General features: G+C 69.8%; 18 protein-coding genes. 2 read left to right on the top strand and 16 right to left on the bottom strand.

Features of this window, described 5'->3' with window-relative positions; all coding sequences use genetic code 11:
- Nucleotides 1-12 precede the first annotated feature (12 nt).
- From FHG71_RS07015 to FHG71_RS06970, 10 genes are all read right to left on the bottom strand, one after another.
- A complete protein-coding gene (locus FHG71_RS07015) occupies nt 13-405 on the bottom strand; it encodes an MAPEG family protein (protein ID WP_139080918.1) in 393 nt (130 codons plus the stop codon).
- On the bottom strand, nt 402-647 hold the full coding sequence (locus FHG71_RS07010) for a hypothetical protein (protein WP_246045369.1): 246 nt from the start codon (nt 645-647) through the stop codon (nt 402-404). Before FHG71_RS07010 ends, FHG71_RS07015 begins: the two co-directional genes overlap by 4 nt.
- Nucleotides 648-720: 73 nt before the next feature.
- Nucleotides 721-2,010 (bottom strand): 2-oxoglutarate dehydrogenase complex dihydrolipoyllysine-residue succinyltransferase, encoded by a 1,290-nt coding sequence (gene odhB, locus FHG71_RS07005; protein WP_139080917.1) that lies wholly within the window; start codon nt 2,008-2,010, stop codon nt 721-723.
- A 6-nt stretch (nt 2,011-2,016) separates the two neighbouring features.
- A complete protein-coding gene (locus tag FHG71_RS07000) occupies nt 2,017-4,959 on the bottom strand; it encodes a 2-oxoglutarate dehydrogenase E1 component (protein WP_139080916.1) in 2,943 nt (980 codons plus the stop codon).
- A gap of 130 nt (nt 4,960-5,089) precedes the next feature.
- On the bottom strand, nt 5,090-5,971 hold the full coding sequence (gene sucD / locus FHG71_RS06995) for a succinate--CoA ligase subunit alpha (protein ID WP_139080915.1): 882 nt from the start codon (nt 5,969-5,971) through the stop codon (nt 5,090-5,092).
- A gap of 4 nt (nt 5,972-5,975) precedes the next feature.
- Entirely contained in the window at nt 5,976-7,169 is a 1,194-nt protein-coding gene (sucC, locus tag FHG71_RS06990) for an ADP-forming succinate--CoA ligase subunit beta (protein WP_139080914.1), read from the bottom strand.
- Nucleotides 7,170-7,308: 139 nt separating this feature from the next.
- Entirely contained in the window at nt 7,309-8,505 is a 1,197-nt protein-coding gene (locus FHG71_RS06985; protein WP_139080913.1) for a hypothetical protein, read from the bottom strand.
- A gap of 81 nt (nt 8,506-8,586) precedes the next feature.
- Nucleotides 8,587-9,552 (bottom strand): malate dehydrogenase, encoded by a 966-nt coding sequence (gene mdh, locus FHG71_RS06980; protein ID WP_139080912.1) that lies wholly within the window; start codon nt 9,550-9,552, stop codon nt 8,587-8,589.
- 95 nt (nt 9,553-9,647) lie between these two features.
- Nucleotides 9,648-10,061, bottom strand: coding sequence for a hypothetical protein (locus FHG71_RS06975; RefSeq protein ID WP_139080911.1), 414 nt, complete (start codon nt 10,059-10,061; stop codon nt 9,648-9,650).
- A 159-nt stretch (nt 10,062-10,220) separates the two neighbouring features.
- On the bottom strand, nt 10,221-10,523 hold the full coding sequence (locus FHG71_RS06970; RefSeq protein ID WP_139080910.1) for a hypothetical protein: 303 nt from the start codon (nt 10,521-10,523) through the stop codon (nt 10,221-10,223).
- A gap of 193 nt (nt 10,524-10,716) precedes the next feature.
- Here FHG71_RS06970 and FHG71_RS06965 point away from each other — a divergent pair, with 193 nt between their 5' ends.
- Nucleotides 10,717-11,268 (top strand): NnrU family protein, encoded by a 552-nt coding sequence (locus tag FHG71_RS06965; protein WP_139080909.1) that lies wholly within the window; start codon nt 10,717-10,719, stop codon nt 11,266-11,268.
- Between the two features lie 4 nt (nt 11,269-11,272).
- Complete coding sequence (locus FHG71_RS06960; protein WP_139080908.1) at nt 11,273-11,476, top strand: DUF1737 domain-containing protein; 204 nt, start codon at nt 11,273-11,275, stop codon at nt 11,474-11,476.
- A 1-nt stretch (nt 11,477) separates the two neighbouring features.
- Here FHG71_RS06960 and FHG71_RS06955 read toward each other — a convergent pair whose 3' ends face one another.
- The 6 genes from FHG71_RS06955 to FHG71_RS06930 all read right to left on the bottom strand — a co-directional run bounded on the left by FHG71_RS06955 (nt 11,478) and on the right by FHG71_RS06930 (nt 17,368).
- Nucleotides 11,478-13,004, bottom strand: coding sequence for an AAA family ATPase (locus FHG71_RS06955; RefSeq protein WP_139080907.1), 1,527 nt, complete (start codon nt 13,002-13,004; stop codon nt 11,478-11,480).
- A 50-nt stretch (nt 13,005-13,054) separates the two neighbouring features.
- On the bottom strand, nt 13,055-13,531 hold the full coding sequence (locus FHG71_RS06950) for an NUDIX domain-containing protein (protein WP_139080906.1): 477 nt from the start codon (nt 13,529-13,531) through the stop codon (nt 13,055-13,057).
- On the bottom strand, nt 13,528-14,280 hold the full coding sequence (locus FHG71_RS06945; protein WP_139080905.1) for a TIGR02186 family protein: 753 nt from the start codon (nt 14,278-14,280) through the stop codon (nt 13,528-13,530). The genes FHG71_RS06950 and FHG71_RS06945 overlap by 4 nt, the downstream gene beginning before the upstream one ends.
- The gene (locus FHG71_RS06940; RefSeq protein WP_139080904.1) at nt 14,277-15,185 is read right to left on the bottom strand and encodes a sulfite exporter TauE/SafE family protein; all 909 of its coding nucleotides are present in this window, start codon (nt 15,183-15,185) and stop codon (nt 14,277-14,279) included. Before FHG71_RS06940 ends, FHG71_RS06945 begins: the two co-directional genes overlap by 4 nt.
- A 128-nt stretch (nt 15,186-15,313) precedes the next feature.
- Nucleotides 15,314-16,114, bottom strand: a complete 801-nt coding sequence (locus FHG71_RS06935) for a purine-nucleoside phosphorylase (RefSeq protein WP_176559317.1) — start codon at nt 16,112-16,114, stop codon at nt 15,314-15,316.
- A 282-nt stretch (nt 16,115-16,396) separates the two neighbouring features.
- Entirely contained in the window at nt 16,397-17,368 is a 972-nt protein-coding gene (locus tag FHG71_RS06930) for an ABC transporter permease (RefSeq protein ID WP_139080903.1), read from the bottom strand.
- Nucleotides 17,369-17,370 lie beyond the last annotated feature (2 nt).

Raw genomic sequence — 17,370 nt, 5'->3', positions numbered from 1 at the left:
GTCTCCGAAACGTCAGAAGAGGGCGGCGAGCAGCAGGAGCGCCGTCGCGGCGGAGCCCAGCATCCAGATGATCGACCGGAGCGGCGACCAGCCCTGGACATAGGCGGGGATGTAGAGGAGCCGGGCGATCACGTAGAGCCAGGCGAGGAACGCGGTCCAGCCGTTGAACTGGCCGGAGACGGCCAGCGTCAGGATCGCCACGGCGAAGAGGAGGAGCGCGGTCTGGTGGTTGTCGCCCGCCCGCTGCGCCCGCCCGCCCTTGATGCCGGGGTCGCGGGGCGTGTCGCGGGGGGACATGTTCCAGGCCTGCCCCTCGGGCGTCCGGTTCATGAAGTAGCCGGAGACGCCGATGTGCAGGAACTGGATGAAGGCGGCGATGACGAGGGCGACAAGCTCGGCGGTCATGCGAACTCCAGGAAGGTGGCGGTCATGGGGCCGCCGAAGCCCTGCTCCTTGCGGAGCCACTGCTCGGCCCGGGGACGGTCGTTGGCCTCGAACAGCAGGATCACGCGCGAGCGCGAGTCGGCGTCGCGCCACATCTGGAGGAGGGTGAGCCCGGCCTCCATCCGCTCGGTGGCCTCGGAGTCGAAGTCGCGCTTCCAGCCGGGGAAGTCGTTGGTGTCGAGCTGGCAGAGGAGCTGCATCATGGCGGAAATCCTGACAATGGCGCGCTGAAGCGCACCCTACAGGGATTGTAGGGTGCGCATCCAGCCTGACCCGTCAGAGATCCATCAGCAGCCGGCGCGGGTCCTCGAGCGCCTCCTTGACGCGCACGAGGAAGGTCACGGCGCCCTTGCCGTCCACGATGCGGTGGTCGTAGCTGAGCGCGAGATACATCATCGGGCGGATGACGATCTGCCCGCCCACGACCACCGGGCGGTCCTGGATCTTGTGCATCCCCAGGATGCCCGATTGCGGCGGGTTGAGGATCGGCGAGGACATCAGCGAGCCGTAGACGCCGCCGTTCGAGATGGTGAACGACCCGCCCTGCATGTCGGCCATCGATAGCTTGCCGTCGCGGGCGCGCAGGCCCAGCTCGGCGATCTCCTTCTCGATGGCGGCGAAGCCCTTGTTCTGCGCGTCGCGCACCACCGGGACGACGAGGCCCGTGGGCGTGCCCACGGCCACGCCCATGTGGACGTAGCGCTTGTAGACGATCTCGTCGCCGTCGATCTCGGCGTTGACCTCGGGCACCTCCTGCAGGGCGTGGACGCAGGCCTTCACGAAGAAGGACATGAAGCCCAGCTTGGTCTTGTGCTTCTTCTCGAAGGCGTCCTTGTACTCGTTCCGGAGCGCCATGATGGCCGACATGTCGGCCTCGTTGTAGGTGGTGAGCATCGCCGCGGTGTTCTGCGCCTCCTTGAGGCGGCGGGCGATGGTCTGGCGCAGGCGGGTCATCTTGACCCGCTCCTCGCGGCCCACGTCATGGGCGGCCGTCGGCGCGCGGGGCGCGGCCGGGGCGGCGGGCGCGGGCTGGCTGGGCGCCTTGGGCTGGTCGAGGAGGCGCAGCACGTCCTCCTTCATCACGCGGCCGTCGCGGCCCGTGCCCTGCACGGCGTCACGCGCGACGTTGTTGTCGGCCATCAGCTTCTTGGCCGACGGCGCGTCCTCGGCGTCGGCGCGGGGGATGCTCGCCGGGGTCGTGGGCTCGGGGCCGTAGTTCGCCGGGCCCGAGGGGGCGCCCACGGGGGCGGCGTGCGTCGCAGGGCTGTCCTGCGGCGCGGTGGCGACGCCGGCCGGCTCGGCGGCCCTGGCCGGAGCCGCGGCGCCGGCCCCTTCCGCGATCGTGGCGAGCAGCGCGTTGGGCCCGACGGTCGAGCCCTCGGCGGCGAGGATCTCGCCCAGGGTGCCGGCGGAAGGCGCCGGGACCTCGACCGTCACCTTGTCGGTCTCGAGCTCGCAGAGCATCTCGTCGGCGGCGACGGTGTCGCCCGGCTTCTTGAACCAGGTGGCGACGGTCGCCTCGGTGACGCTTTCGCCCAGGGAGGGCACGCGGACTTCGATGGCCATTTGCTCTTACTTTCCTTCGATGGTCAGCGCTTCGTCCACGAGCGCCTGTTGCTGGGCCTTGTGCGAGGAGGCGAGGCCGGTCGCGGGGCTCGCCGAGGCCGCGCGGCCGACATAGACGGGCCGGCCGTGACGCGCGCCGATCCGGCCGAGGACCCATTCGATGTTGGGCTCGATGAAGGTCCAGGCGCCCTGGTTCTTGGGTTCCTCCTGGCACCAGACCACCTCGGCGTCCTTGAAGCGCGACAGCTCCTGGACGAGGCTCTGGGCCGGGAACGGATAGAACTGCTCGACCCGCAGGAGGTAGATGTCGTCGAGGCCGCGGGCGTCGCGCTCCTCCAGAAGGTCGTAGTAGACCTTGCCCGAGCAAAGGACGACGCGGCGGATCTGGTCGTCCGGCCGGAGCTGCGCCTTGGAGTTGCCCTTCTGCGCGTCATCCCAGACGACCCGGTGGAAGGACGAGCCCGTGGTGAAGTCCTCGGCCCGGCTGACCGCGAGCTTGTGGCGCAGCAGCGACTTGGGCGTCATCAGCACCAGCGGCTTGCGGAAGTTGCGGTGAAGCTGGCGCCGCAGGATGTGGAAGTAGTTCGCGGGCGTCGTGCAGTTCGCCACGATCCAGTTGTCGCTGCCGCACATCTGGAGGAAGCGTTCGAGGCGCGCCGAGGAGTGCTCGGGCCCCTGGCCCTCGAAGCCGTGGGGCAGGAGCATCACCAGGCCCGACATCCGCAGCCACTTGGATTCGCCGCTGCTGATGAACTGGTCGAACATGATCTGCGCGCCGTTGGCGAAGTCGCCGAACTGCGCCTCCCACATCACCAGCGCGTTGGGCTCCGAGAGCGAGTAGCCGTATTCGAAGCCCAGCACCGCGTATTCCGAGAGCATCGAGTCGATGACCTCGTAGCGGGCCTGGCCGTCGCGGATGTGGTTGAGCGGGTAGTGCCGCTCCTCCGTGGTCTGGTTGATGAAGGCCGAATGGCGCTGGCTGAACGTGCCGCGCGTCGAGTCCTGGCCCGACAGGCGGACCGGGTAGCCCTCGGTGAGCAGGCTGCCGAAGGCCAGCGCCTCGGCGGTCGCCCAGTCGAAGCCCTCGCCGGAGGCGAACATCTGCTTCTTGGCGTCGAGCTGGCGTTCCACCGTCTTGTGGATGGCGAAGCCCTCGGGGATGCGGGTCAGGGCCGCGCCCACCTGCTGCAGCGTCTCGGACGTGATGGCGGTGTCGCCGCGCTCGTAGTCCTTGTCGTTCTGGCGGTCGAGATGCGACCAGCGGCCGTCGAGCCAGTCCGCCTTGTTCGGGCGGAAGACCTTGCCGGCCTCGAACTCCTCGTTCAGGCGGGCCTGGAACTGGGCCTTCATCTCCTCGACCTCGCCCTCGGGGATGAGGCCGTCCTTCACCAGCCGCTCGGTGTAGAGCGTCAGCGTCGTCTTCTGCTTCTTGATCCGGTTGTACATCGCCGGATTGGTGAACATGGGCTCGTCGCCCTCGTTGTGGCCGAAGCGCCGGTAGCAGAACATGTCGAGGACCACGTCCTTGTGGAACTTCTGCCGGAACTCGACCGCCACCTTGGCCGCGTGGACCACCGCCTCGGGGTCGTCGCCGTTCACGTGGAAGATCGGCGCCTCGACCATCAGGGCGATGTCGGTGGGGTAGGGGCTGCTGCGCGAGAAGTGCGGCGCGGTGGTGAAGCCGATCTGGTTGTTCACCACGATGTGGATGGTGCCGCCGGTGCGGTGCCCCTTGAGGCCCGACAGCCCGAAGCATTCCGCCACCACGCCCTGGCCCGCGAAGGCCGCGTCGCCATGGAGCAGGATCGGCAGGACCCTGGTGCGGTCGGCGTCGTGGAGCTGGTCCTGCTTGGCGCGGACCTTGCCGATCACCACGGGGTTCACCGCCTCGAGGTGCGAGGGATTGGCCGTCAGCGACAGGTGGACCTTGTTGCCGTCGAACTCGCGGTCCGAGGAGGCGCCGAGGTGGTACTTCACGTCGCCCGAGCCGTCCACGTCGTCGGGCTTGTAGGAGCCGCCCTGGAACTCGTGGAAGATGGCCCGGTAGGGCTTGCTCATCACGTTGGCGAGGATGTTCAGCCGGCCCCGGTGGGGCATGCCGATGACGATCTCCTGCACGCCCAGCGCGCCGCCGCGCTTGATGATCTGCTCCATCGCCGGGATCAGCGCCTCGCCGCCGTCGAGGCCGAAGCGCTTGGTGCCGGTGTACTTGACGTGGAGGAACTTTTCGAAGCCCTCGGCCTCGACGAGCTTGTTCAGGATCGCCTTGCGCCCGTTCTGGGTGAAGGAGATCTCCTTGCCGTAGCCCTCGATCCGCTCCTTGAGCCAGGCGGCCTCGGCGGGGTTCGAGATGTGCATGTACTGCATGGCGAAGGTGCCGCAGTAGGTGCGCCGCACGAGGTCGAGGATCTGCGACATGGTCGCGACCTCAAGGCCCAGCACGTTGTCGATGAAGATCGGGCGGCTCATGTCCGCCGGGCCGAAGCCGTAGGAGGCGGGGTCGAGCTCGGGATGCGGCGTCTCGGAGCGCAGGCCCAGCGGGTCGAGGTTGGCGATCAGGTGGCCCCGGATCCGGTAGGCGCGGATCAGCATGAGCGCCCGGAGCGAGTCGAGCACCGCCTGGCGCACCTGCGCGTCGGTGATCTGGACGCCCTTCTCGGCGGCCTTGGCCTTGACCTTGTCGCCCGCGGACTTCGCCTCGGCCGCCGGCCACTGGCCGGTGAGGGCCGAGGTCAGCTCGTCCGTGGGCATGGGCGGCCAGTCCGCGCGCGCCCAGGAGGGCTGGGGCGAGGCCGGCTCGGCGAGCGCCGCGAAGAAGTCGCGCCAGGACTGGTCCACGCTTGCGGGGTCGCGGCCGTAAGCCTCGTGCAGCCCCTCGATGTAGGCGGCGTTGCCCCCCTGCAGGAAGGACGAGGCGCGGAACTGGTCGTTGGAGGGCTGGTCGGTCATGGGATCACCTTGGAGGGCTTACCGGACAGGGCGGCTGCTCGGACAGGGAGAAGCCTACAGATAGGAGGTTAACGGAGGGTGAGGGCACCGAACGGTCATCACGGTTTCGCGCAACACCCCCCGCCTTGGGTCAGCCGATCGCCTTGAGCACGGCTTCGCCGAGCCCCGCGGGGCTGTCGGCGACGACGATGCCGGCGGACTTCATGGCCTCGATCTTCGATTCCGCGTCGCCCTTGCCGCCCGAGACGATCGCGCCCGCGTGGCCCATGCGGCGGCCCTTGGGCGCCGTCCGGCCCGCGATGAAGCCCGCGGTGGGCTTCCAGCGGCCGCGCTTCCTCTCGTCGGCGAGGAACTGGGCGGCCTCCTCCTCGGCGGAGCCCCCGATCTCGCCGATCATGATGATCGACTGGGTGGCCTCGTCGGCCAGGAACATCTCCAGCACGTCGATGTGCTCCATGCCCTTGATCGGGTCGCCGCCGATGCCGACGGCGGTCGACTGGCCGAGGCCCACGTCGGAGGTCTGCTTGACCGCCTCGTAGGTGAGCGTCCCGGAGCGGGAGACCACGCCCACCGAGCCCTTGGAGAAGATCGAGCCCGGCATGATGCCGATCTTGCATTCTCCGGGCGTCAGGATGCCGGGGCAGTTCGGCCCGATGAGGCGGGTCGAGGAGCCCTGGAGCGCCCGCTTGACGCGCATCATGTCGAGGACGGGGATGCCTTCGGTGATGCAGACCACCAGCGGGATCTGCGCGTCGATGGCTTCGAGGATCGAGTCGGCCGCGAAGGGCGGCGGCACGTAGATCACGGACGCGTCGGCGCCGGTCTGCGCCACGGCCTCGTGGACCGAGTCGAAGACGGGCAGGCCGAGATGCTCGGAGCCGCCTTTGCCGGGCGTGACGCCGCCGACCATCTTGGTGCCGTAGGCGATGGCCTGCTCGGAGTGGAAGGTGCCCTGGGAGCCGGTGAAGCCCTGGCAGATGACCTTGGTGGATTGGTTGACGAGGATGGACATCCGCTTAGCCCCTGACTGCCTTGACGACCTTTTGGGCCGCATCCGAAAGATCGTCCGCCGGGATCACGTTGAGCCCGGAGTCGCGGATGATCTGCTTGCCGAGATCGACGTTCGTGCCTTCGAGGCGCACCACGAGCGGGACCTGGAGGCCGACCTCCTTCACCGCGGCGAGGATGCCCTCGGCGATGATGTCGCAGCGCATGATGCCGCCGAAGATGTTGACCAGGATGCCCTTCACGTTCGGGTCGGAGGTGATGATCTTGAAGGCCTCGGTCACCTTCTCCTTGGTGGCGCCGCCGCCCACGTCGAGGAAGTTGGCCGGTTCCGCGCCGTAGAGCTTGATGATGTCCATCGTCGCCATGGCAAGGCCCGCGCCGTTCACCATGCAGCCGATGTCGCCGTCGAGCGCGATATAGTTCAGGTCGAACTTCTGCGCGGCGAGCTCCTTGGGGTCGACCTCGGTCTCGTCGGCCAGCGCGGCGATATCGGGGTGGCGGTAGAGCGCGTTGTTGTCGAAGCCCACCTTGGCGTCGAGGCAGTGCAGCTTCCCGTCCTTGGTCACGATCAGCGGGTTGATCTCCAGCATCTCCATGTCCTTGGAGACGAAGAGCTTGTAGAGCGTGCCCATGAGCGAGACGCACTGCTTGACCTGCGCGCCCTCGAGCTTCAGCGCATAGGCGATGCGGCGGCCGTGATAGGGCTGGTAGCCCGTCGCGGGGTCGATGGTCAGGGTCAGGATCTTCTCGGGGGTGCTGTGCGCCACCTCCTCGATGTCCATGCCGCCCTCGGTCGAGCAGACGAAGCTGATGCGCGAGGTGCCGCGGTCGACGAGGATCGCGAGGTACAGCTCGCGCGCGATGTCGGCGCCGTCCTCGATGTAGACGCGGTTGACCTGCTTGCCGGCCTCGCCCGTCTGGATCGTCACGAGGGTGCGGCCCAGCATCCGGCGGGCCTCCATCTCGGCCTCCTCGACGGAGCGGGCGAGGCGGACGCCGCCCTTCTCGCCGGCGTCGGCCTCCTTGAAGTGGCCCTTGCCGCGGCCACCGGCGTGGATCTGCGCCTTCACGACCCAGATCGGGCCATCGATCTGGCCCGCGGCGGTCTTGGCCTCTTCGGCGCGCAGCACGACTCGGCCGTCGCCGACAGGGGCCCCGGCAGCGCGGAGCAGCTCCTTGGCCTGATACTCGTGGATGTTCATGGCAGGGTCCCGTGTTGGTCGTCGCGGTCCTTCAACCACAGAGATATGAACGGGAACATAAGGAAATGCGGTGGGAGCGCTAAAAACCGACCGTTGTGATCACAGCCTTTCGGGCCGTGATCGCAGGTTGCGGGCCCGCTCAGTTCAGCATCGCCACGTAAAGCGCCGAATCACCCTGCACCAGCGCAGTGAAGAGCTGCAGGCTCTGAGTGCTGGCTACTGGCCCCTCGCGCAGGTAGGGCACCAGCGCCGCGCCCTGGATCAGGCCCGCGACGTCGAGAACGGGCGGGGACTCCAGAAGGGCGGCGAGGTCGAGCCCGGCGTGGGAGCCCACGCGCCAGTAGGGGATCAGCAGCTCGCCCTTCAGGATGCGGTCGGCGTCGTGGAGGACGGCGAGCCAGCGGGAGCCGATGCCTTCCGGGAAGGGCAGGCCCGTGGCCGAGGTCTGGTTCTTGTTGGGAATCCATTCGCGGTCGTTGTCCGCCTCGCGCGGGGCCAGGGTCCAGAAACGGCGGTTCTGCTCGATGCAGGCGAGGAGGTGGCGGCGCAGCGCCTGGGTGCGGCTCGCGTCGGGCTGGCCCTCGATGGCCATGATCCACATGGCGGCGAGATCGACCCATTCGCCGCCCATGGCCTCGAAGCTGAAATCGTCGGGGCTCTTGGGGCGACCCAGCCGGTCGAAGGCGGCGCGGGCGTCGAGGACGCGGGCGATGCCCTCGGAAGGTCCGACTGCCAGGATGCCGTTCGAGAGGCCCGACAGGAGATGGGCGTAGGCGGACAGCCAGGCCGCGTCGGCGGTATCGAAGCGGATGGTCGTGGAAGGCAGCGCGGCCTCGGCGAAGCCGCCCGACAGGGTCCAGCCCGCGACCTCGCCCAGGCCCTCGCCGGGGGAGCGGGTGCCGTTCGCGTCGATGTCGAACCACAGGTCGGCGGTGTCGATCTCCAGGCCCACGTCGTCGGCGTCCCGGATCGTCTCCAGCGCATCGAGCGCGCCGGCCATGTCGGCCTCGATCCCCTCAAAGTGGGCCTCGATCATCGCGGGCTCGAAGGGGTCGGGGCGCGGGTTCTCGGGGATGGGCAGGCGCAGGACGGGAAGGCCCGAGGCCTGGGCCATGCCCTCGGAAAGCCCCACGCGCCAGCGGAGCTGGAGGGCGCGCTCGACGCCCGCGAGGAAGCGGACGCCGCCCAGGGCGAAGCGGTCCGACGGCGTGGGCGAGGGCAGGGCCGCGAGCGCCGTCTCGGTGGCGCGCAGGCCCCGCGCGGCGATGTCGTCGGACACGTCCGCCTGCGCGGCCGTGGCGAGGGCGAGGAGGGCGGGGGCGAGGAGGTGGCGCATGTGAAAAGGCTCCGGGGGCTGCTGCCCTCGGAGCCTAATCCGCGATCCCGGCCGTCAGGTAGTCGGGAAAACCGGCCCGTCTCAGGCCGCGAGCGAGGTGTCGATGCCCTTGCAGGCGTCCACGAGGCCCTTCACGGCGTCCACGGACTTCTGGAACATCGCCTGCTCGTCGCCGTCGAGCGAGATCTCGACCACGCGCTCGATGCCGCCCGCGCCGATGATCGTGGGGACGCCCACGTACATGTCACTGACGCCGTACTGGCCGTCGAGGTAGGCGGCGCAGGGCAGGACGCGCTTCTGGTCCTTGAGGAAGGCTTCGGCCATCTCGATCGCGGACTGGGCGGGGGCGTAGAAGGCGGAGCCGGTCTTGAGCAGGCCCACGATCTCGGCGCCGCCGTCACGGGTGCGCTGGACGATGGAGTCCATCTTCTCCTGCGTGGTCCAGCCCATCTTCACGAGGTCCGGCAGCGGAATGCCCGCCACGGTCGAGTAGCGCACGAGCGGCACCATCGTGTCGCCATGGCCGCCCAGCACGAAGGCGGTCACGTCCTTCATGGAGACGCCGAATTCTGTGGACAGGAAGTGGCGGAAGCGCGCGGAGTCGAGCACGCCGGCCATGCCGCAGACCATGTGCGCGGGCAGGCCCGAGAACTGCTGGAGCGCCCAGACCATCGCGTCGAGCGGGTTGGTGATGCAGATGACGAAGGCGTTCGGCGCATGGGCTTTGATGCCTTCGCCCACCGCCTTCATGACCTTGAGGTTGATGCCCAGGAGGTCGTCCCGGCTCATGCCCGGCTTGCGGGGGACGCCCGCGGTCACGATGCAGACGTCGGCGCCGGCGATGTCCTCGTAGGAGTTGGCGCCCTTGAGGCTGGCGTCGAAGCGGGCCGAGGGGCCGGACTGGGCGATGTCGAGCGCCTTGCCCTGGGGCGTGCCCTCGGCGATGTCGAAAAGGACGACGTCGCCCAGTTCCTTGAGCGCGACGAGATGCGCGAGGGTGCCGCCGATCTGTCCGGCACCGATGAGGGCGATCTTGGGTCTGGCCATGGCGGTGTTCCTTCGCGCGAATGGGTCGCGGGAGGGGTTAGCCAAGGCCATGGGACCGCGCAAGGGCGCGGCGGCCCCGCAGGCGGCTGATATCGCTAAAGGTCGAGGGCCTCGTCCTCGGGAGCGGGCTGGGCGCCCTCGGCGCTCAGGTCCACCACGAGGCGCGGGCCGCCGCCGGTCGCGCGCAGGAGGTGGACGCGCTCCATCCCGAGCTCGACCTCCTGGGCGCCGAGGCCCCAGAGCCCGCCCACCGCGACGACGATGGCCTCGGCCTCGCCCCGGGGGCCGGTGACGACGCGGGTCACGGTGCCCAGGTCCTCCAGGCCCAGCGCCTCGGGCCGGACGGGGGCGCCCCAGTTGGCGACCCGGTCCTCGGTGGCGTAAAGACGCTCACCCACCAGCGCGGCCGGTCCCTCGGCCTTGTGCGCGGGGGTGTGGTCGGTCATGGTCCCGGTCGCGGACAGGGCCGCGAGGCCCAGCGCGGCCACGGCGAAGATCGGAAGGTCCATCCCTGGTCTCCTGCCTCGGCTGGGGCGGCCCGCCTGACCGCCCTTGTTGTCTGGCCCCGTCGTGGTCGGGGCCGTTCTGATGTGGATAACTTGGAACGGCGCGACCGGGTTCCGGGATCTTTGTCAAGCCCGCGTCACAGGACTGTCCACAAAACGCCGTTATGCGCCTTCGTCGAGCACGGGCAGCGTTTCGCTGGTGAGCTCGAAGGCGTGGCCCGAGGCGATCATGCAGGTGGGGCCGTCGGGCGTGGTGACGGTCAGCGTCCAGGTGCCCGTCTCGGGCGAGGCGTAAAGCTCCACCATCGAGTTGGCGGCGTCGAGCGCGATGGACTGGCGGCTTTCGCCCCAGTTCTCGGCCAGGTGGCGGGCCATCTGCTCGTGCTCGAAGCAGCGGTGGTCCTGGGCCTGGGCGGCCCCGGCGGCGAGGCCGAGCGCGAGGGCGGTGGTCGTCATACGGATCATGATCGTCACCTTGTGTCTGGAGCCGTCGGGGAGGACGGGCGAGGGGGTGCGTCGCGGCGAGGATGCCACGCCATCCTGAAAAATGGGTTGACGGGAACCTGCGGTGCTGATCCGCCAACGCGCGCGTCAGCGAATCGTTGCACCCTCGCCGGGCCCGCGCGAGGTTTTCCGCGCATCGCAAGGAGCGGCACACGTGTTCCAGCTTCCCTTGGGCCTTCTGGCCTTCAGCCTGCCGCATCTGTGGAAGCGGCTGTTTCCCGCCTCCCGCAACGGGTTGGGCGATCCGGGCAAGGGGATCGTGGCGGTGCTGGCGATCGGGGGGATCTGGCTGATCGCACGGGGCTACGGCGCCTGGGCGGACGCGCCGCAGGTCTGGCAGCCCGCACCCTGGCTCACGCACCTCAACAACCTGCTCGTCGTGCTGGGCTTCTACTTCTTCGTGGCCTCGGGGATGGGGGTCTGGGGCGCGCGGGTGAACCGGCACCCGCAGCTCACGGGCGTCATCCTCTGGGCCGTGGCGCATCTGCTGGTGAACGGCGACCTCGCCTCCATCGTGCTCTTCGGAGGGCTCCTGACCTGGGCGGTGGCCGAGATCCTTCTCATCAACCGCGCGGTGCCCGGCTGGACGCCGCCGCCCCGGCCGCCCCTCGGCAAGGAAGCGGCCGCCGTGCTGGCGACGCTGGCGCTGGTCGCCGTGGTGGGCTACGTCCACGGCTGGATCGGGCCCTGGCCCTTCGGGACGTGATGCGATGCGCCTTTACCGCTTTCTTTCCGAGGACGACACCTCGGCCTTCTGCCACAAGGTGTCCGAAGCCCTGTCGAAGGGCTGGGAACTCTACGGCGAGCCGACCTACGCCTTCGATGCCCACCGGGGCATCATGCGCTGCGGGCAGGCGGTGACCAAGGAGGTCCCCGGCACCTATTCGCCCGAGATCAAGCTGGGGCAGTTGTAGCCTAGTCCTCGGCCGCGAGCGCCAGCGCGGACGGGGGCGCCTTCAGGTCCTCGATGCCGAGCGGCGCCTGGGGCCGCGCGAGGCGGTTGGCGACGATCCAGCGCAGCTCGTGGCTTGCGCGGGTGATGGCGACATAGGCCAGGCGCTTCCAGAGTGGCTGGCCGGCCTCGACCCGGCCCACCTTGGCGGCGACGAAGATGTCGGGGGCGAAGACCTGCACGGTGTCCCACTGGGACCCCTGCGCCTTGTGGATCGTGACGGCCGCGCCGTGGAGGAAGGTCGCGCCCATCTGCGCGGCGTAGGGGATGAAGGGCTCCTCCTCGCCTTCCTTCTCGATCTTGACGATGGAGGCGGCGGAGACCTGCGGCTCCTCGGCGCCGATGACGTGGAGGCGGGAGAAGCCGGGGCGCTTGCCGGGGCCCAGATAGATCACCTGCGCGCCCTTGATGAGGCCGCGCGCCTCCAGGTCCAGCCGCTTCTTGCGGTGCTTGAGTGGCAGTTCGATCCCGTCGCAGATCAGCGGCTCGCCGGGCAGGAGCTCCGTTTCCGGCGCCCCATGGGCGGTGCGGAAGGCGTGAATGAGCTTGATCCGCGTGGCGTTGCGCCAGACCAGCACCGGCGAGCGGGCCATCAGGTCGCTGTCGACGCGCCCCGAGACATGCACGCGCTCGTCGCGGCGGGCGGCCTCCTGCACCATGTCCTCGAAGGCGTCGAACTCCAGCGCCGGATCGGCCAGCGCGTGAGCGAGGTCGAGGATGGGCGAGTCCGTCGCCTGCCGATGGACGCGGGTGAGGGCCTTCACCTTGTCCCTGGGCAGCCGCTCGAAGACCATTCCGCCGCCCTGGCCCTGCACGGGGGGCAACTGCGCGGGATCGCCGAAGAGGACGAGGGTCGGGAAGATCTCGCGCAGGTCATCGAACTGGCGTTCGTCGAGCATGGAGGATTCGTCGATGAAGCCGAGGTCCAGCGGCTCCTCGCGCCGCTTCCAGCCGGTGATGAAGTCCGAGCCGCGCAAGCCCGCCGCCGCCAGCGCCGCAGGCACCGAGCCGTGCAGGCCGTAGGATTCCTTCGCGCGGTCGAGCTGGATGTCGGTGAGCTGCCCCGCCGCCGGACGGTCGCCCTGGCCGGACAGCCATTCCGCGACCTTCTCGAACTCCGGATCATAGACCGGCGTGTACAGTATGCGGTGGATCGTGGTCGCGGGCACGCCCTTGGCGCGCAGGACCGAGGCCGCCTTGTTGGTGGGCGCGAGGATCGCGAGCGTGCGGCGGTCCTTCTTGCGCTTGCCCTCCCAGTCGGGCGAGACGATGTCCACGCCGGCCTTGCGGAGGGCCTTGGTCAGCGCCGCGAGGAGCAGCGTCTTGCCCGAGCCCGCCTTGCCGGTGATGGCCAGCACGGAGGGCGCGCGGTCGGGGTTCGCGGGGGCGAGGTCGCCGTCGTCGAGCCCGACCCCGGCCTGGGCGAGCAGCGCGGAGACGGAAGCCCAGGCGTCGGACTGGTCGGGGGACAGGGCGGGGAGGTCGGCCATGCCCGCCTACCTAGCCGTCCGCGCCCCGGGGGGCCAGAGGCGCCGCCCCGTCACGGCAGCAGGCCCGCCATGCGGAGCTGGTGGGCCGTGACGGCGGGCAGATCGGGGGGCAGCGCCTCGGGCGGGAAGGCGCGCACCTCCTCGACCTCCAGGGACCAGGCGGGGGGCGCGTAGGTCGCGCCACGCACGAGAAAGACCTCGGCCACGCCGCGCCGGAAGTCGGGGCGGTGGTGGAACTCGCCCAGATCATCGAGCGCCATATGGGTTTGCAGGCCGATCTCCTCACGCAATTCGCGCAGGATGGCCTCGCGGGGGTTCTCGCCGCGCTTGAGGCCGCCGCCGGGCAGGCGCCAGCCCTTGGCATAGGTGAGGCGGAGGAGGACGACGTGCCCCTCGGGAGTGAGGGGGACGGCATGGACGCCCCGCGCCTCGGGCCGGGTGACGAACCAGACGGCGCGGCGAAGGGACTGGAAGGACGACACGCCCGCCCGGATCAGGGCGCGGACCAGGGGCGGGGGACCGCTCATCCCCGCAGGGCCCGGAAGCCGGCCGACGCGCCCCAGCCGGCGGCGATCGCGATGGCGAGGGCCAGGAGGCCGTAGAGGAAGGGCTGCTCCTGCGCGAGCGCGTAAAGCCAGCGTTCGAGCCCGACCTTGCGGACCTCGATCATGGTCTCGTAGCTGTCCACGACCTGCCCTTCGCGCGTGAGGAAGATGCGCGTGGCGTAGTCGCCCTCGGTCAGGTTGGCGGGCAGGGCGATCTCGGTACGGAAGAGCGTCTGCTGTGCGAAGTCCACCGCGCCGTCGAGCCGCTGGTAGACGCCCTCGCGGGCGCGGATGCGGATCAGGGCGTCGAGGAAGTCGTCGCGGTTGCCCACCTCGTTGCCGATGGCGCGGATCGCGCGCGAGATCGAGATGGAATGGCGCAGGTCCTCGGTGTCGAGAAGGATCTCGTCCAGCCGGCTGGTGGTGGCGACGGCGTAGAAGGTGGGCGCGGAGTTGACCTTGACGCCGGCCGTGTTGACCCAGATGCCCATCCGCCGTCCCGCCTCGCGCACGGTCAGGGGACGCAGCGGGCCCGAGACGGTGACGATGACCTCCAGCGGCGCGGCGGCGGGGGCGGCGCCCGTGCGCTTGACGGCGCCGAAGATCAGGATGTCCGAGCCGTCGAAGTCGGTGGTGATCGCCACCTCCTCGTCCGAAAGGCCGCCAACGATCTCCTCGGCGCCGAGCGGCGCGGCGAGGAGGAGCAGGAGGGCGAGAAGGAGCGCCCTCATCCGACCGGCTCGACCGAGAAGAGCTCGGTGGGGCGCAGCAGGAGCGAGATCGCGATCTGCCCGCAGACCGTCAGCACCAGGAGCGCCAGGAGAAGGCGCAGGTGCTCGGGCTTGAGCCGGGTGCCGAGCTGCGCGCCCACCTGTGCGCCGATCACGCCGCCCAGGATGAGGAGCAGCGCCAGCACCACGTCCACCGTCTGGTTGGTCACCGCGTGCAGCATGGTCGTGAAGGCGGTGAGGAAGATCACCTGGAAGGTCGAGGTGCCAACGACGACCTTGGTGGGCATGCCCAGGAGGTAGATCATCGCCGGAACGAGGATGAAGCCGCCGCCCACGCCCATGATGGCCGAGAGTAGCCCGACGAAGACGCCGACGCCCAGGGGCGGAATCACCGAGATGTAGAGGCCCGAGACCCGGAAGCGCGACTTGAAGGGCAGGGCGTGGACCCAGTTGTGCCGCCGCCTCTGCGGCGCCGCGCCCTGCCGCTGGCGGAGGCTTGCCCGCAGCGATTCCCACAGCATGAGGCCGCCCACGGTCCCGAGGAAGGCCACGTAGCAGAGGCGCACCAGCAGGTCGACCTGGCCCATGGCCTTGAGCAGGTTGAAGACCATCACCCCCAGCGCCGAGCCCAGCAGGCCGCCCATGAGCAGGACCGTCCCCATCCACATGTCCACCGTGCGGCGGCGCAGATGCGCGAGCAGCGCGGAGAAGGAGGAGGCGACGATCTGGTTGGCCGAGGTCGCCACTGCCACCGCCGGGGGGATGCCGACCAGGAACAGCAGCGGCGTGATGAGGAAGCCCCCGCCCACCCCGAAGAGCCCCGACAGCAGCCCCACGAGCCCCCCGAGGCCCAGGAGGAGGAAGGCGTTGACCGAGACCTCGGCGATGGGGAGGTAGAGCTGCATGGGCGTCCCTGCGACTGCGGACCAGTGAACAGGCAGGGGCGCCGAATGCCAATGACGCTTGGGCGAGCCGGGCCCAAAAAAGTCCGGCCGGGGCAACCGAAACGCGCCGGGACCGCGCCCGGCGGGCGTCAGGCCATGTCGCGCAGCATCCGGCGCAGGACCTTCTCCAGCTTGGCCGCGCCTATGGGCGCCATGGCCTTGGTGTGGTCGTGGCTGATCGATTCGGAGGACATGCCCGCCGCCATGTTGGTGATGACCGACAGCGCCGCGACCTTTATGCCCAGGAAGCAGGACAGGATCACCTCGGGCACCGTGGACATCCCCACGGCGTCGGCGCCCAGGGTGCGGATGGCGCGGATCTCGGCCGGGGTCTCGAAGGAAGGGCCCGAATACCAGGCGTAGACGCCTTCGTGCAGGTGGACCATCTCGGCCACCGCCGCCTCGCGCAGGCGGGTGCGGATCGCAGGGTTGTGGGCGTGCGTCATCGGCACGAAGCGGGCGTCGGTGGGCTCGCCGATGAGCGGGTTCAGCCCCGAGAAGTTGATGTGGTCCGACAGCAGCATGACCGAGCCCGTGGGCATGTCCGAGCGCAGCGAGCCGGCGGCGTTGGTGAGGATCACCTCCTCGGTGCCCAGGTGGCGCAGGACCTCCAGCGGGCGGCGCATGGCGGCGGGATCGCCCGATTCGTAGTAGTGGGCCCGGCCGCCCAGGACGGCGACGCGGACGCCTTCGAACTCTCCGACCACGAGGAAGGGGTTGTGGCCCGACACGCCCCCGGCGGGGAAGCCTTCGAGGTCCGAATAGGGGATGCCCACGCCGTTAACCTGCATGGCGATGTGCCCGAGCCCCGAGCCCAGCACGAGGCCCAGCCGGATGGGCTCGGCGCCCGCGCGGGACTGGATCTGGGCGGCGATCTCCTTGGAGTTCACGTCTGTCACCTTCTGCGACGGCCACCCGTTCTGGGGCGGCCCGGCCTTTCCTGGGTCCGGCCTTCGCCCCGACTGGGGCACGGACGGGCCTGCGTCGCGGCGTGGCTGCCCCGACTCGGAGGCGCGCGCGCGGCGCTGGTTCATCATGTCGGGCGTCATCGAGCCAAATCATGAAAAATGCGAGGCATTCGGGTGTTGTCGGGCTTTTTCGTGTCCGAAACGCCACGCGGGCCGCCCGAGGAACGGGCGGCTCGGCGGTCGTGGCGCGGCCGGATGGGGCCGTCAGCGTTCCTTGACGTAGGGCTCGCCGCCCGCGCGGGGGGGGATGGCGCGGCCCACGAAGCCCGCGAGGATGACCACGGTCAGGATGTAGGGCAGGGCGTCGAGAAGCTGGCCCTGGATGCGGAAGCCGAGCGTCTGCTCGAAGAGCGCGGGCCGCAGCGCCACCGCCTGGAGGAAGCCGAAGAGCAGGCAGGCCCCCAGCGCCGTCCAGGGGCGCCACTTGGCGAAGATCAGCGCCGCGAGCGCGATGTAGCCCCGCCCCGCCGTCATGTCGCGGATGAAGCCCGCGGCCGGTTCCGCCGTGGACAGCTGGGCGCCCGCCAGCGCGCAGAGGAGGCCCGCGATGCCCACGGCGGCGAAGCGCAGGCGGCGCACCGAGATGCCCGCGGTGTCCACGGCGGCCGGGTTCTCGCCCACCGCGCGCAGGCGCAGGCCGAAGCGCGTGCGGTAGAGCAGCCACCACGACAGCGGCACCGCGAGGAGCGCCATGTAGGTCAGGATCGAGTGGCCCGAGATCACCTCGGCGTAGAGAGTGCCGAGGACCGGGATATCGCGCATCTCGGCGGCGAAGGGCAGGGTGAGCTGCTCGAAGCGCTGGCCCTGGCCCAGTTGCGGGGTGCGGCCGCCTTCCGCGAACCAGTACTGGCCCACGACCACGGTGAGGCCGGCGGCCAGGAAGTTGATCGCCACGCCCGAAATGAGCTGGTTGCCCCGGAAGGTGATGGAGGCGAGCCCGTGGATGGCCGCGAAGAGGAGCGAGCCCAGCGTCCCCACGAGAAGGCCCAGCCAGACCGAGCCGGTCACGGCGGCGATCGCGGCCGCAAGGAAGGCCGAGACCAGCATCTTGCCTTCGAGCCCGATGTCGAAGATGCCCGCGCGTTCCGAGAAGAGGCCCGCGAGGCACGCGAGCAGCAGCGGCGTGGCGAGCCGCAGCGTGGAGTCGAGGATCTGGAGAAGGGCGAGCCAGTCCATGC

The sequence above is a fragment of the Rubellimicrobium roseum genome (genome assembly GCF_006152145.1).
Classification (GTDB): Bacteria; Pseudomonadota; Alphaproteobacteria; order Rhodobacterales; family Rhodobacteraceae; genus Rubellimicrobium; species Rubellimicrobium roseum.
This window is presented reverse-complemented; position numbering and strand designations above follow the sequence as displayed.